General features: G+C 50.5%; 4 protein-coding genes. All 4 read left to right on the top strand.

The genetic code is table 11. From position 1 onward, the window contains the following. Nucleotides 1-109 precede the first annotated feature (109 nt). From K0I73_RS06015 to K0I73_RS06000, 4 genes are read left to right on the top strand one after another with little or no spacing between them, the layout of a single operon-like run. Nucleotides 110-973 carry a helix-turn-helix domain-containing protein gene (locus K0I73_RS06015; RefSeq protein ID WP_220063588.1) on the top strand — a complete coding sequence of 288 codons (864 nt, stop codon included), beginning with the start codon at nucleotides 110-112 and terminating at the stop codon, nucleotides 971-973. Next, complete coding sequence (locus K0I73_RS06010) at nucleotides 973-9,078, top strand: type I polyketide synthase (protein WP_220063587.1); 8,106 nt, start codon at nucleotides 973-975, stop codon at nucleotides 9,076-9,078. The genes K0I73_RS06015 and K0I73_RS06010 overlap by 1 nt, the downstream gene beginning before the upstream one ends. Then, nucleotides 9,078-11,273 (top strand): PfaB family protein, encoded by a 2,196-nt coding sequence (locus K0I73_RS06005; RefSeq protein WP_220063586.1) that lies wholly within the window; start codon nucleotides 9,078-9,080, stop codon nucleotides 11,271-11,273. Before K0I73_RS06010 ends, K0I73_RS06005 begins: the two co-directional genes overlap by 1 nt. Next, nucleotides 11,273-17,038, top strand: coding sequence for a hotdog fold thioesterase (locus tag K0I73_RS06000; protein WP_220063585.1), 5,766 nt, complete (start codon nucleotides 11,273-11,275; stop codon nucleotides 17,036-17,038). The genes K0I73_RS06005 and K0I73_RS06000 overlap by 1 nt, the downstream gene beginning before the upstream one ends. Nucleotides 17,039-17,040: the final 2 nt, after the last annotated feature.

The following is a 17,040-nucleotide window of genomic DNA, read 5'->3' as shown; positions in this document are numbered from 1 at the left end:
GCTATTCAATCACTGAGAAATACCGCCAGCCTTATGAGTCTGCAGCTCAAAACGGCCACATGAACCACGGTAAGTCCCAGTAGATTATTCATGGAAACTTGCACTATCTATGGTTGAGCCTCAGAGTATTAATGCTCGTGAACACAGTGATAAGCCGGATGACCGTACGCAAAATGTCACCGAGTTTAGGCACAAAAATGCCACCACGACTCCCGAGATGCGTCGATTCATCCAAGGATCAGACCTCCCAGTCAGCCAACTCTCAAAGGTGCTTAACATCAGTGAAGCCACTGTACGTAAGTGGCGTAAGCGCGACTCGGTGACAAATACGCCTAATACGCCTCACCACCTCAATACCACCTTGACCCCTATGCAAGAGTATGTGGTAGTCGGTTTGAGATACCAACTTAAGATGCCGTTAGACAGGTTATTGCGAGTGACTCAGACCTTTATAAACCCTCATGTATCCCGTTCAGGTCTAGCGCGTTGCCTTAAACGCTATGGTGTTTCCCGTATCAGCGAAATTGAAAGTCCATTGGTACCTGAGCGTTATTTTAATCAACTCCCTATTGCACAAGGGAGTCATATAGCCACTTATACACTCAACCCCGAAACCCTCGCCAACGCCTTAGCCTTACCTCAGGCAGACGGCGACACCGTGATGCAAGTGGCATCACTGACCATTCCCCCCCAATTGACTGACGCGACACCAAGCTCGGTATTGTTGGGGATAGATCCGCACAGCGACTGGATCTATTTAGATATTTATCAAGATGGCAATACCCAAGCCACCAACCGCTATATCACTCATGTGTTAAAGCATGGGCCGTTCCATTTACGTAAGTTGCTTGTTCGCAACTATCACATTTTTTTACAGCGATTCCCTGGTGCCAAGCTCACTCATGGCACACACACAGACGCTGACATTAACAACAAGACGCCTGACACTCAGGCATCCACTGGAGACTCATAATGAGCCAGATCTCTAAACCTACCGCTAAACAAGCTGCCAACCAGACGCAAAGCGACACGCGCCTAAACAAGCGTCTTAAAGATATGCCTATTGCTATTGTCGGCATGGCAAGCATCTTTGCTAACTCACGTTACCTGAATAAGTTTTGGGACTTAATCAGTGAGAAGATTGATGCGATAACTGAAGTGCCAGACACCCATTGGAATACCGAAGACTACTTTGACACCAATAAGAGTGCGCCCGACAAAAGTTACTGTAAGCGTGGTGGCTTTATGCCAGAAGTTAACTTCAATCCAATGGAGTTTGGTCTGCCGCCAAATATCCTCGAACTTACCGATACCTCGCAACTGCTGTCGCTGATTGTCGCCAAAGAAGTATTAGCAGATGCCAATCTACCTGCCGATTATGATCGTGACAAAATCGGTATTACGCTAGGTGTAGGTGGCGGTCAGAAGATCAGCCAAAGCCTTAACTCTCGTCTACAATATCCTGTGCTCAAGAAGGTCTTTAAGAGCAGCGGTATCAGCGACGCAGACAGCGAAATGCTGATTAAGAAATTCCAAGACCAGTATATTCATTGGGAAGAGAACTCATTCCCAGGCTCTTTAGGTAACGTGATTGCAGGTCGTATTGCCAACCGTTTCGACTTAGGCGGCATGAACTGCGTAGTCGACGCCGCATGTGCAGGCTCGTTAGCCGCTATGCGTATGGCACTGAGTGAACTCGTTGAGGGTCGCTCAGAGATGATGATCACAGGTGGCGTGTGTACCGATAACTCACCCTCGATGTACATGAGTTTTTCAAAAACCCCAGCCTTTACCACTAATGAAACCATTCAGCCATTCGATATCGATTCAAAGGGGATGATGATTGGTGAAGGGATTGGCATGATAGCGCTTAAGCGTCTGGAAGATGCCGAGCGTGACGGCGACCGTATCTATTCGGTGATCAAAGGCATAGGCGCATCGTCAGACGGCAAATTTAAGTCTATCTATGCGCCGCGTCCAGAGGGTCAAGCCAAGGCACTTAAACGCGCCTATGATGACGCAGGTTTTGCCCCCCACACTCTTGGGCTTATCGAAGCGCACGGCACGGGCACAGCCGCCGGTGATGCAGCCGAATTTAGGGGCTTAAGCTCGGTATTTGCAGAAGAGAACGACAGCAAACAACATATCGCACTGGGTTCGGTGAAATCGCAAATCGGTCACACAAAATCAACCGCGGGAACCGCAGGGTTGATCAAGGCGGCGCTAGCGCTTCACCACAAGGTGTTGCCAGCTACCATTAACGTCAGCGAGCCAAATCCAAAACTGGATATCGAAAACTCGCCGTTTTACTTAAACACCGAAACTCGCCCTTGGTTGCCTCGTCCCGATGGTACGCCGCGCCGCGCCGGGATCAGCTCATTTGGTTTTGGCGGCACTAACTTCCACTTTGTGTTGGAGGAGTACAACAGTGAACATGCGCGTACCGATAGCAGACTGACCCAATACCGTCAGCGCAGCGTTGCTCAAAGCCTGCTCTTTAGTGGCACGAATAAAGTTGAGTTAATCGCAAGCCTCAATAGCGCCCTCAGCGCGGCTAATAATGGCACTCGCTTAACCGACATCACCAACGATTATGGCGTTCGTAAACTTGAATCGAATGCACCGCGCCTAGGATTGGTTGCTAGCAGCAATGACGAACTCATCAAGTTGATTAATCAAGCGCTGACTAAGTTGCAATCTAGTGACGAGGCTCACTGGTCTCTGCCTGGTGGTATCCATTACCGCACAGCTGCAATGACAGAGGGGAAAGTAGCCGCCCTCTTTGCAGGCCAAGGCTCACAGTACCTCAATATGGGCCGTGAACTCGCTTGCCACTTCCCTGAGATGCGCCAGCAATTTGTAGACGCAGACAAGGTGTTTGACGCCCATAACAAGACACCATTGTCTCAAGTTGTTTACCCTATTCCAGTGTTTAGCACTGAGGCTAAAAAGGCACAAGAAGCACTATTAACCAACACGGCTAACGCGCAAAGTGCTATTGGGGCTATCTCAATGGGTCAATACGCGTTACTGACCGCAGCAGGTTTTGAAGCTGACATGGTCGCTGGCCACAGTTTTGGTGAACTCAGTGCGCTTTGTGCGGCAGGGGTTATCAGTAGTGACGATTACTACAAGCTAACCTTCGCCCGCGGCGACGCCATGGCAACCAAACTTGAAGACGACGTTGATACTGGTGCTATGTATGCCATTATCACCAAAGCTGCCAGTGATCTTGAATTACTTGAATCGACTATCACTAAATTTGATGGCGTCAAAGTGGCGAACTACAACGCGCCAACTCAGCTAGTGATTGCAGGACCAACCGCCGCAACTTCAGAGGCCGCAAAAGCCTTAAGCGATCTCGGTTTTAAAACAATTGCACTGCCCGTTTCAGGTGCGTTCCATACCCCATTGGTTGGCCATGCGCAGGCACCTTTTGCTAAGGCCATCGATGCGGCTAAGTTTACCAAGCCACAACGTCCTATCTACTCGAACGCCACAGGCCAGCAGTACAACTCGGTCGCGAAGACCATTAAGAGCGAGTTTAAGCAACACATGCTGCAATCGGTTCGCTTTAGCGAGCAATTGCAAGCTATGTATGACGCGGGTGCTCGCGTATTTGTGGAATTTGGACCAAAGAACATCTTACAAAAACTGGTTGAAAACACCCTTAGCGACAAGATGAGTGAACTATGTACCGTCAGTATTAACCCAAATCCTAAGGGCGATAGCGATCTGCAACTGCGTCAAGCAGCAGTGCAGCTTGCGGTAGCGGGCGTTGCGCTAGAAAACCTCGACCCTTATGCGGCCCCAATCGCGGCCGAAGAAAAACCATCGGCGATGAACATCAAGCTGACAGCGACCAACCATGTTAGCCCAGCAACTCGCGCGAAAATGGCCAAGTCGTTACAAACTGGTGCGATCTCGAGTCAAATAGTTGAAAAGCTAGTTGAAGTTGAGAAAGTCGTCGAAGTCGAAAAAATAGTAGAAGTTGAGAAGATTGTGGAAGTAGAGAAAGTTGTGGAAAAAGTCGTAGAAAACAACGTCGCGGTAAACCATTCCTCAGTAAACAATATCCCAGCACAAGCGACTGCCCCCAAAATGACTACCACCACTGCCATCCCAGTGAGTAACGATGCCCTAAGCCAGTTCTTTGCAGCCCAAAGCCAAGCGGCAGCCCTGCATCAGCAGTTCCTGTCAATTCCACAGCAATATGGTGAAACCTTTACCACCCTGATGACCGCACAAGCACAAATGGCAGCATCAGGCATCGCGATCCCAGAGAGCCTACAGCGCTCTATGGAACAGTTCCATCAGCATCAGGCGCAAACACTGCAAAGCCATACTCTGTTCTTAGAGCAGCAAGCGCAGAGCAATACCACCGCAATTGGCCTATTGAGTCATGGCGCAATCGCTCCCACTCAGCCAGCGTCAGTACATGTAGCACCAATTCAGTCAGCTCCAGCTGTTACGACGGCACCAGTGATTAATGCCCCCGCAGCGCCTACTGTTAGCGCAGCAGTAGCACCAAAAGTGGTGACTCCAGTGGTTAACACGCCTGCGGCCTCTGCGACAGTTACGGCACCAACCGTAATTGCACCAGTTGTTGCAAGCCCAATAGCAGCCCCAGCGCCAAGCAACGCGCTTTCTGCAGAGAAAGTGCAAGCAACTATGATGAACGTAGTCGCCGAGAAGACAGGCTACCCAACTGAGATGCTTGAACTTGAGATGGATATGGAAGCCGATTTAGGCATCGACTCTATCAAGCGTGTGGAGATCTTAGGCACAGTGCAAGATGAGCTGCCAGGGCTACCTGAGCTCAGTCCAGAAGACTTAGCCGAGTGTCGCACCTTAGGTGAGATCGTGGCCTACATGAACAGCAAGTTACCAGCGATAGCCGCTGCGCCTGTTACAGCAAACACACAGGTAAATGTCGCGCCAGCCACTCAAGGCGGCCTGACCAACGAGCAAGTACATAGCACCATGATGAGTGTCGTGGCCGAGAAAACCGGTTACCCAACTGAGATGCTTGAACTTGAGATGGATATGGAAGCCGATTTAGGCATCGACTCTATCAAGCGCGTTGAGATCTTGGGCACAGTGCAAGATGAGCTGCCTGGGCTACCAGAACTCAGCCCAGAAGACTTAGCCGAATGTCGCACCTTAGGTGAGATCGTGGCCTACATGAACAGCAAGTTACCAGCGATAGCCGCTGCGTCTGTTACAGCAAACACACAGGTAAATGTCGCGCCAGCGACTCAAGGCGGCCTGACCAACGAGCAAGTGCACAACACCATGATGAACGTGGTGGCAGAGAAAACCGGTTACCCAACTGAGATGCTCGCCCTAGAGATGGATATGGAAGCCGACTTAGGCATCGACTCTATCAAGCGTGTGGAGATCTTAGGCACAGTGCAAGATGAGCTGCCTGGGCTACCAGAACTCAGCCCAGAAGACTTAGCCGAGTGTCGCACCTTAGGCGAAATTGTTGCCTACATGAACAGTAAACTGCCAACCATTGGCAGCACGCCAGTTACAGCAAACACACAGGTAAATGTCGCGCCAGCCACTCAAGGCGGCCTGACTAACGAGCAAGTGCACAATACCATGATGAACGTGGTGGCAGAGAAAACCGGTTACCCAACCGAGATGCTCGCCCTCGAGATGGATATGGAAGCCGATTTAGGCATCGACTCTATCAAGCGTGTAGAGATCTTAGGCACAGTGCAAGATGAGCTGCCTGGGCTACCAGAACTCAGCCCAGAAGACTTAGCCGAGTGTCGCACCTTAGGTGAGATCGTGGCCTACATGAACAGCAAGTTACCAGCGATAGCCGCTGCGCCTGTTGCAGCAGTTGTTCAAAGCGGTCTGACTAACGAGCAAGTGCACAACACCATGATGAACGTGGTGGCCGAAAAAACCGGTTACCCAACTGAGATGCTCGCCCTAGAGATGGATATGGAAGCCGATTTAGGCATCGACTCTATCAAGCGTGTGGAGATCTTAGGTACAGTGCAAGATGAGCTACCGGGGCTACCTGAGCTCAGCCCAGAAGACTTAGCCGAGTGTCGCACCTTAGGTGAAATCGTTGCTTACATGAACAGCAAGTTACCAGCAATAGCCGCTGCGCCTGTTGCAGCAGTTGTTCAAAGCGGTCTGACTAACGAGCAAGTGCACAACACCATGATGAACGTGGTGGCCGAAAAAACCGGTTACCCAACCGAGATGCTCGCCCTCGAGATGGATATGGAAGCCGATTTAGGCATCGACTCTATCAAGCGTGTGGAGATCTTAGGTACAGTGCAAGATGAACTGCCAGGGCTACCAGAGCTAAACCCAGAAGATTTAGCCGAGTGTCGCACCTTAGGTGAAATTGTTAGCTATATGAATAGCAAGCTATCCGCTGAAGGCTCTATGAACAGCAAACTCGGCGCTTCATCATCAGCTGCAGCGCCCGCAAAGGCTGAGCCCTTAAATGATAAGCCTGCTGCGCTCTCAAGCGAGCCGAGTGTTGAACTGCCACCTCACAGCGAGGTAGCGCTAAAAAAGCTTGATGCGGCGGAGTTAGTTAACAACTGTTTCGCCGCTAACACTCACATTGTGATCAACGATGATGGCCATAATGCGGGTGTGCTAGCCGAGAAACTGGTTAAACAGGGCTTGCAAGTGGCCGTTGTGCGTTTGCCGAAAGGTCAACCACAGTCACCGCTAAACAGTGATATCAAAAGCTTTCAGGCTAACAGTGCCGATGAAACTGGCATCACAGCCGTGATCGATCAGATTGAAAAGCAGTTAGGCGCTATCAGCGGCTTTGTTCACTTGCAGCCACAGGAATCGCAAGCGCTAGAGGCACAAACATTAGTTAGCAGCGTGCAGCTTAGCGACGACAGCTTCAATCACTTGAGCCAAGCTTTCTTGTGGGCCAAGTTATTGCAACCTAAATTAACCCAAGACACCGGTGCCCGACGTGCGTTCATCAGCGTCAGTCGTATTGACGGTGGCTTCGGTTATTTAGACCTTGAACAGTTAAAAACTGCAGAGCTCAACCAAGCCGCACTGGCTGGTCTCACCAAGACATTAAGCCACGAGTGGCCAAGCGTATTTTGCCGTGCATTAGACATCGCACCAGCAATGGATGCTAGCCATCTAAGTGATGCCATCGCCAACGAGCTGTTTGATAGCAATGCAACATTGAACGAAGTGGGTTTAAGCCTCAATGAGCAAGGTCAACTACAGCGCATAGCCCTGATTGCAGGCGATGCGAGCGTAAAAACAGCAAAAAGTGAGCTAAACAGCGCAGATAAAATACTGGTGACCGGGGGAGCAAAAGGCGTGACCTTTGAGTGTGCCCTAGCTCTCGCTAAGCGTTGTCAGTCCCACTTTATCTTGGCGGGTCGTAGCCAACATGTGACCCTTAACCATCTGCCCAGCTGGGCACAAGGTAAATCTGCCACTGAGCTCAAATCAGCCGCGATTGCCCACATTATTGCCTCGGGTGAGAAACCCACGCCTAAGCAGGTAGATGCACTAGTGTGGCCGGTACAGAGCAGTTTAGAGATCAATGCCGCGCTGGATGCGTTTAACGCCGTAGGCGCGAGCGCCGAATACATCAGCATGGATGTGAGCAATGCTGACTCGGTTAACAGCGCACTGAGCGCTATCACTCAGATAACGCCAATCACAGGCCTTATCCATGGAGCAGGTGTCTTGGCTGACAAACATATCCAAGACAAAACCTTAGATGAACTGGCACGGGTTTATGGCACCAAAGTCAACGGCCTGAAGGCGCTGCTTTCTGTCATTGACGCCAGTCAGTTAAAACTGGTTGCCATGTTCTCCTCGGCGGCAGGTTTCTACGGCAATACTGGCCAAAGCGACTACGCCATGTCGAACGACATTCTTAACAAGGCGGCACTACAACTCTCGGCAAAGCACCCTAATACTAAAGTGATGAGCTTTAACTGGGGACCTTGGGATGGCGGTATGGTTAACCCTGCGCTGAAAAAGATGTTTACTGACCGAGGTGTGTATGTGATCCCACTCCAATCAGGTGCGGAGCTATTTGCGACCCAACTGCTAAAAGAGAGTGGTGTGCAGCTGCTAGTGGGCACTGACATGCAAGGCAACAGCAAAAGTGACACAGCCGCTAAGGAAGCGACTGTAAAAAAGCCTAATGCGGGTGAGGTGCAACTTGCACAGCGCCCGCAGCGCGACGTCACCGCACTGACTGAAGTGACACTTACGCGAGTGCTAAAGCCTGATGCATTGACCTTTGTTCAAGATCACCGCATTGGTGGCAATCCCGTATTGCCAACGGTCTGTGCTATCCAATGGATGCGCGAAGCGGCGCTTGAACAATATGGGCTAACGCTCATGGTGCAAGACTACAAGTTACTCAAAGGCATAGTGTTCGACTCAGGCGATAGTCAAACCTTAGTGATGTGCTTAACCCCGCAATATGAAGCGGGTGCACTCAAAGGTATTAAGGCGTTGATCAGCTGTGAAGGGCGGCCGCAGTATCAGGCATTATTAGTTAAAGCTGGTGACGTGCAACATAACACTAAGCAGTTTGATCAGCTCAGCCAAGTCGTGCCTGTAACCGATAAAGCGAGGCTTTACAGTGACGGTACCCTGTTCCATGGCCCGCGTTTACAAGGCTTAGATAAGGTATTGCGCTTTACCGAGCACGGCTTAGTGGTTAGCTGTCAGCTGCCTGCTGTGGCCAAGCAAGATTGCGGGGATTTTGCCCCAAGCTTGGTCGCTAAAGGATGTCAGCCTTTTGCTGAAGATCTGCTACTGCAAGCGATGCTAGTTTGGGCAAGATTAACCTATGGCGCTGCCAGTCTACCCTCGACCATTGGCGAGTTCGTCAGTGTGTTACCTATGGACTTTGGCGAGCAGGGTTATATCGAGCTCACAGTCCTTAAAACCAGCAGCCGACAGCTCATCGCCGATGTGGCGCTGTATCATCAAAATGGCCAGTTAAGCTGCGTAATGAGATCGGCAAAAGTGACCATAAGCAAAACGCTTAACGGCGCTTTTATTAACGAGCGACACATTAAAGAGGATCATGCATAGTGACACTCAATAATGGGACTCTCAATAAAGGGAGCGCAACACAAAGCGATAGCAAGCTAGACCAAGATGAGGCGGCGCCACTGCGCGTTGCCGCCCTCGTGATTAATATGGCAGACGTTATGCCTAACGAGCTGAGCAATGAACCTATCTTGGTGATTGAGCTTGACAGGTTCACAACAAATCTTGAGATGGCGCTAGACCTTGTGGCCGCTGGCGAAGTAGTCAGCATTCAGGCACCGCAAAGCAGTTTGGTATTAATGCCCGCACTTGTGGCCGCGCAGCGAAAGCTGCATCCACATGCGTATCTTGCTGGGGTGCAATATGCCAAAACAGCTGACGAGGCATCGAATCTTGCGCTAAAACAAGCTAAGCGTGATCTGAGCGCGGTAAACTGTCAGCGCACTCTTGTCATTAATAATGAACAAGTGAGTCATCCAGAGGTTGATCGCAATCAACTTGCATTTGACGCGCTTTGCCAACTGATTATCGATATCGCGCAGCGCACCATTACCCGTGACGATAACTCACGCCACTATTGGTTTACAGAGCGTTATCAGGCACGTGTAGCAAGATTAAATCTGCAATTTGATTCCGCAGATAGCGCGATGAAGCATGCAGCTATAGTGCTGACTCAAGGTACGGGTCGATTAAAAGCAAGATCCTTGCTCAAAGCACAGCGCCTATTCTTCTTAATCTCTGGCACCAGTGAAGCCGAGTTAAATCAAGGCTTGTGGGCGTTAGCCGCTGAGCTAGATAGTATTAGGCTGATGAGCGAGAATTCAAAGATCACGTCATCTTTGTTGGAGTTAATGCAGCACAATTTACATGAATTTGAAATCAGTACCAGTCCACGTTTTGCGCTCACATTACAAGCCACTAGCATAGAGTCTCTCGCGCAAGAGATCGCCTGTATGAGTGATGCGCTAAGCCAAGTGTTTAAAGAAAAAGGGCAATACAAAACCCCAGCTGGAAGCTTTTTTACGGCAGCGCCACTTGGACAACAACACCTGGCCTTTATTTATCCTGGTGTTGGTACTGTCTATCACGACATGCTCAGCGAACTGCATCACTATTTCCCTGCGCTCTATGCCCGCTTAGAGCAGCAAGGCGATCTCAAAGCCATGTTACAAGCCGATGAGATCTATCATAGCGACAAACAGATCACAGAGCAGATGGCCCTGGGCGATATGGCGATTGCAGGCGTAGGTGCGAGTTATCTGCTGAGCAAACTATTAATGGATGAGTTTGATGTTAAGCCACAATACGCGTTAGGTTACTCCATGGGCGAAGCCTCAATGTGGGCCAGTCTTGACGTATGGCAGCAGCCTCATCTCTTGATCGACAAAACCAAAAGCGATCCGCTATTTACGTCCGTCATCTCAGGCGACTTAAGCGCTGTGCGCAGCGCTTGGGGCCTGACCGATAGCGATGTGATTCATTGGAACAGCTTTGTGGTGCGCTGCACTCCTGAGTCGATTCACTCAATGCTTGAGCAATATCCACGTGTTTACTTAGCCATTACTCAGGGAGACACCTGCGTGATTGCAGGTTGTGAGCATAGCTGTCAGCTGCTACTAAAAGCCTTGGGGAAACGCGGGATTGCGGCCAATCGTGTAACGGCGATGCACACGACACCGGCACTCAGCCAGCATGAAAATGTGATCGCTTTTTACGAGCAAAATATTGTTCCAGAAGCGGTGAGTCACCCAGTTACATTTATCAGCGCCGCCGATACAGGCAAAGGTATCGATAGGGGCGTTGGCGATGAACAGGGTCAGTTGAATCCTAAGCTAATAGCAACCTCGATTGCCGATACCTTCTGCAATAGCTTAGATTTTACCGCCCTGATCCAGAGTGCAACGCGCCAAGGCGCACGGCTATTTGTCGAAATCGGTGCCGATCGCCAAAACTGCACACTTATCGACAAAATACTAAAAAGCAGTAACAGTGAAAAACTCATAGATAATCTGTTATCACCGTCGACAAACCTGACATCTCAATGCTGCACGATTCCGCTAAACGCCAAAGGGAGCAGCGATATCGCGACTCTGCTTAAGGCGATCGGACAGTTAATCAGCCATCGTGTCCCCGTCAGCCTGACCGTGTTGCAGCTGGGACTAAAGCGTCAATTAGCACTGCAAGAGCAGCTAAAGACAACTGATGCGGCAAATACCTTATTAAAAGGGGAAGCATAATGCCTTCAAATGAAGCGCCTTCTCAACCATGTAAAATAGCGATAGTCGGGTTAGCCACCCTGTATCCCGACGCTAAAACGCCGGATCAATTTTGGCAAAACTTACTCGATAAACGCGACTCAAGAACCATTCTCAGCAATGAGAAACTGGGCGCTAACAGCGCCGACTACCAAGGCGTTCAGGGACAATCTGACCGATTTTATTGCGATAAAGGCGGCTATATTGAAGACTTTATCTTCGATGCTAACGGCTATCGTACCGGGACTGAGCAGCTCAAGGGCCTCGATGACAGTTTCAAATGGGCACTCGATACCAGTCGTAACGCGCTACTCGATGCAGGCGTTCCGATGGACTCGCCACTACTAGAGCGCACAGGCATCATCATGGGCGCGCTGTCATTCCCAACCGCAAAATCGAATGAGCTGTTTCTGCCGCTCTATCACAATGCGGTAGAGAAGGCGCTGCAAACCAAGTTAGATAGCCGAGATTTTCGCCTGCAAGCCTTTAACGCGCAAACCCCACACACACCATCAATCGACTGTGCTAACGGGGCAATTGCTCATAATGCCTCTAAGGTTGTTGCCGACGCGCTAGGGCTCGGTCGCGTGCAGCTCAGCCTAGATGCCGCCTGTGCCAGCTCAGTTTATTCACTTAAATTAGCCTGTGATTACCTTGCAACGGGCAAAGCCGATTTAATGTTGGCGGGCGCCGTTTCTGGCGCGGACCCTTTCTTTATCAATATGGGGTTCTCGATTTTTCACGCCTACCCAGATCATGGATTCTCAGCCCCCTTTGATAAAAACAGCAAAGGCTTGTTTGCCGGTGAAGGCGCTGGAGTATTGGCGCTTAAACGTCTCGACGATGCCGAGCGCGACGGCGATAAGATCTACGCCGTGGTCAGCGGGATCGGCCTGTCTAACGACGGTAAAGGCCAGTTTGTATTAAGCCCAAATAGCAAAGGCCAAGTAAAGGCCTTCGAACGCGCCTATCGCAGCAGCGACATAGCGCCAGAAAATATCGAAGTGATCGAATGTCATGCCACTGGCACGCCACTGGGAGACAAGGTTGAACTGGCCTCGATGGAGCAGTTTTTTGCCCCACGTCTCAATGGCTCAGCCGCACCGCTCATTGGCTCGGCCAAATCCAACTTAGGCCACCTGCTTACTGCTGCTGGTATGCCAGGGATCATGAAGATGATCTTCGCCATGCGCCAAGGCGTATTGCCGCCCAGCATTAATATTAGTGAGGCCATTGGCTCGCCAAATGGCCTATTTGGTGCTCATACTTTGCCAAATAAAGTCACCCCATGGCCAGTAAAGCCAGGCAACCATGAACGGCTTGCAGGTGTGTCGGTATTTGGCTTTGGTGGCTGTAATGCTCACCTATTATTAGAGTCTTACACCGCAAAACAGCCAAGAGCGGCAAGCACACCTTCACAGGCCTGCAGTAACGGCTCAACTCCCGCATTCGCCATTAGTGGTATCGCCAGCCACATTGGGCCGATTAGCACCATTAATCAACTCGATGTGACCTTGCAACAGGGTCAGCATGCGTTTATCGATCTCCCCAGCAAGCGCTGGAAAGGACTCGACAAGCACCCAGAGCTATTAGCTCAGTTTGGCATCCATGCCATTCCACAAGGGGCTTATGTTGACAATTTTGAGCTGGATTTTTTACGCTTTAAACTGCCGCCTAATGAAGATGATCGCTTGATCTGTCAGCAACTGATGTTGATGAAGGTGACCGACGAGGCCATTCGTGATGCCAAGTTAAAACCGGGGCAGAAAGTGGCCGTGCTGGTCGCGATGGAGACAGAGCTTGAACTGCATCAGTTCCGTGGGCGCGTCAATTTGCATACGCAATTGAAACAAAGCCTCAATGCCATGGGCGTGACACTCACAGACAGTGAGTATCAATCCATCGAAACCATCGCCATGGATAGTGTGCTCGATGCTGCCAAGCTTAACCAGTACACCAGCTTTATCGGCAACATCATGGCGTCGCGTATCGCTTCACTCTGGGACTTTAACGGCCCTGCTTTCACCATTTCAGCGGGTGAGCAGTCGGTGAGCCGCGCCCTCGATGTGGCCGAAAATATGATGGTGCAAGAACAGCTCGACGCCGTCGTGATTGCCGCGGTCGACCTCTCTGGTAGTATTGAGCAGGTGATGCTTAAAAATGCCGTAAGTCCAGTGGCGGTAGCACCAAGCGATACAGGCTGGAAACTGGCAGAAGGTGCGGGCGCTTTAGTACTCGAGCCGCTTGTCCACGCCAAGCAAAGTTATGCCACCATTGAGAGCCTAAACTTTGGCGCCACCAGCGCGGTTAGCCGCGTCGCCGATGAGTTACTCACGCTCACTGGCACCCATGGCGCGCAAATCAGCTTAGTTGAGCAGAGTATTGCCCCAGGAAGCGCGTTGACATGCGACCAATTGCAGCAGGCACTCCCCTTAACCCAAGCGTGTTTTGAACAGGGTCAGCAACAGCTTGGACACAGTTTTGCCGCCGCGGGTATGACGAGCCTAATCTATGGCTTGTTGCGCCTCAATCAACAAGCTGCGCAAGGTTCAAGCCAGCATGCGGTGATCGCCAATGTCAGTGAAAATCAGTGCGCCCTCACCCACCTTAGTCAAGATGCTACGCAGCGCAGTGCACTGACTCAACGACTGGCACACACCTTAGGCACCCATGCCGAGCGCAGCTTAGTCAAGGAGGTCGGTTTAGGTGGGCGAGATATTGTGGGTCATATTATTAACACCCCGATACCTGGTCTAGACACCATTAAAGCAAAAGTTGCCCAGGGTCATTTAGCGCCAACCACTTCACGTGCTCCGCAACTTATCAGCTACCCACAGCCAGTTGCGACGTCGGCGGCAGATGCCCAAACGCCAACACAGGCCCACATTGCTAAAGCAATAGGTACCCAGAACATCATGACAAGCAAAACACCCAGCACATTCGATGCGAGCCAATTAAATTTGCCACAAGGCGAGCTAGCCGCGTTTCAGCATAACCAGCAGCTCGCACAGCAAGCGCACCTCGCTTTTCTCAAGAGCCGTGAAACCGGCCTTAAAGTGGCTGACCAACTGCTAAAACAGCAGCTTGCACAAGCCACTGGTGCGGCGCCGACTGAGACGCAAGTGCAGACTCACGCTCATTCTCAAGTGCTGGTAGAGACGCAGCCAATATTGAAACCACAGCATGACAAGGTAGAGCCTTATCGTGCCCCAGTGCCTGCGCACAAGCCATGCATCTGGGATTACCATGATCTGGTCGAATATGCTGAAGGTGATATCGCCAAAGTATTTGGCCCAGAATATGCCCCTATCGATAACTATTCGCGCCGCGTTCGCCTACCGACCACCGACTATCTGTTGGTGTCGCGGGTGACGAAACTCGATGCCAACATTAATGAATACAAGCCAAGTTCAATGACCACTGAGTATGACATCCCGGAGGATGCCCCTTACTTAGTCGATGGCCAAATTCCTTGGGCCGTTGCCGTTGAATCGGGTCAGTGTGACTTAATGTTAATCAGCTACTTAGGTATTGATTTTGAAAACAAGGGTGAGCGCGTTTACCGTCTACTCGACTGCACCCTCACCTTCTTAGGCGACCTGCCTCGGGGCGGTGACACATTAAGATACGATATTAAGATCAACCACTATGCCCGTAACGGCGATACCCTGTTGTTCTTCTTCTCTTATGAGTGTTTCGTTGGCGATACCATGATCCTCAAGATGGATGGTGGCTGCGCGGGTTTCTTTACCGATGCAGAACTGGCAGACGGCAAAGGTGTCATCCGCACAGAAGATGAAATCAAGGCCCGTAACAGCGCAACCAAGCTACGCTTTAATCCGCTACTGGATTGCCCGCAGACTCAGTTCGATTACGCCGCGATTCATAAGCTATTATCGGCCGACATTGAAGGCTGTTTCGGTCCGTCACACGCAGGTCATCCCCAACCATCATTGTGTTTTGCCTCTGAGAAGTTCTTGATGATCGAGCAGGTCAGTAAGGTCGACAGAACGGGCGGTGCATGGGGACTTGGGTTAATCGAAGGTCATAAGCAGCTGGAACCTAACCATTGGTACTTCCCTTGTCATTTTAAAGATGATCAGGTGATGGCGGGCTCCTTGATGGCAGAAGGCTGTGGCCAGTTACTGCAGTTCTACATGTTACATCTAGGGATGCATACCCAAACGAAAAATGGTCGTTTCCAACCACTTGAAAATGCGTCACAAAAGGTACGTTGTCGTGGTCAGGTTATTCCGCAATCGGCCCAGCTTACCTATCGTATGGAAGTGACCGAGATTGGCTTCAGCCCACGTCCTTATGCCAAAGCCAACATCGACATTCTGCTCAATGGCAAAGTGGTGGTGGACTTCCAAAACCTCGGCGTGATGATCAAAGAGGAAGATGAGTGTACCCGCTATGACGCACCATTGACGGTTAGCAACGCAGTGCAGGCTGACTCAGCAAGTGCTAAAAAGGGCTATCAAGGTGCGTCAATCAATGCACCGTTAATGGCACAAGTGCCTGATTTGAGCGCCGCGCCTAACAAAGGCGTGATCCCTCTTTCACATGTAGAGGCACCACTCACACCCGATTATCCCAATCGCGTGCCTGATACCGTGCCGTTTACGCCGTATCACATGTTTGAATTTGCCACAGGTAATATCGAAAACTGCTTTGGCCCTGAGTTTTCAATTTATCGCGGAATGATCCCGCCACGTACGCCGTGCGGCGATCTGCAGTTAACCACCCGCGTGGTGGAAGTTAACGGTAAACGTGGTGAATTTAAAAAACCGTCAAGTTGTATAGCCGAATATGAAGTGCCAACGGATGCGTGGTATTTCGATAAGAATAGCCACCATGCTGTCATGCCGTATTCGGTGCTGATGGAGATCTCTTTGCAGCCTAATGGTTTCATCTCAGGTTACATGGGCACCACATTGGGCTTCCCAGGGCTTGAGCTGTTTTTCCGTAACCTAGATGGTAGTGGCGAGCTACTACGCGATGTCGACCTGCGCGGTAAAACCATTGTCAACGACTCGCGTCTGCTGTCAACAGTGATGGCTGGCACCAACATCATTCAAAGTTTCAGCTTTGAATTGAGCACCGACGGCGAGCCCTTCTATCGCGGCACCGCAGTATTTGGCTACTTCAAAGGCGATGCGCTTAAAGACCAGCTGGGCTTAGATAATGGTAAAGTGACTCAGCCTTGGCATGTGGCCAAAGGCATTAGTGCCGACACCAAAGTGAATTTATTAGATAAAGCAGGCCGCCACTTTAATGCGCCGGCAAATCAGCCTCACTATCGTCTTGCTGGCGGTCAGCTTAATTTTATCGATAGCGTCGAAATTGTCGATAACGGTGGCACCGAAGGTTTAGGTTACCTCTACGCTGAGCGCACTATCGATCCTAGCGACTGGTTCTTCCAGTTCCATTTTCACCAAGATCCTGTGATGCCGGGTTCGTTAGGCGTTGAAGCCATTATCGAAACCATGCAAACTTACGCCATCAGCAAAAATTTGGGCGCAGGATTTAAAAACCCTAAGTTTGGCCAGATTTTGTCAAACATTAAGTGGAAATATCGCGGTCAGATCAACCCTCTCAATAAGCAGATGTCGATGGATGTGAGTATTACCTCGATTAAAGATGAGGGTGGTAAGAAGGTGATCACAGGTAACGCTAGCCTGAGCAAAGACGGGCTGCGTATCTATGAAGTCACCGACATAGCCATCTGTATCGAAGAAGCTTAAAA

Source organism: Shewanella mesophila (assembly GCF_019457515.1).
Lineage (GTDB): Bacteria > Pseudomonadota > Gammaproteobacteria > Enterobacterales > Shewanellaceae > Shewanella > Shewanella mesophila.
This window is presented reverse-complemented; position numbering and strand designations above follow the sequence as displayed.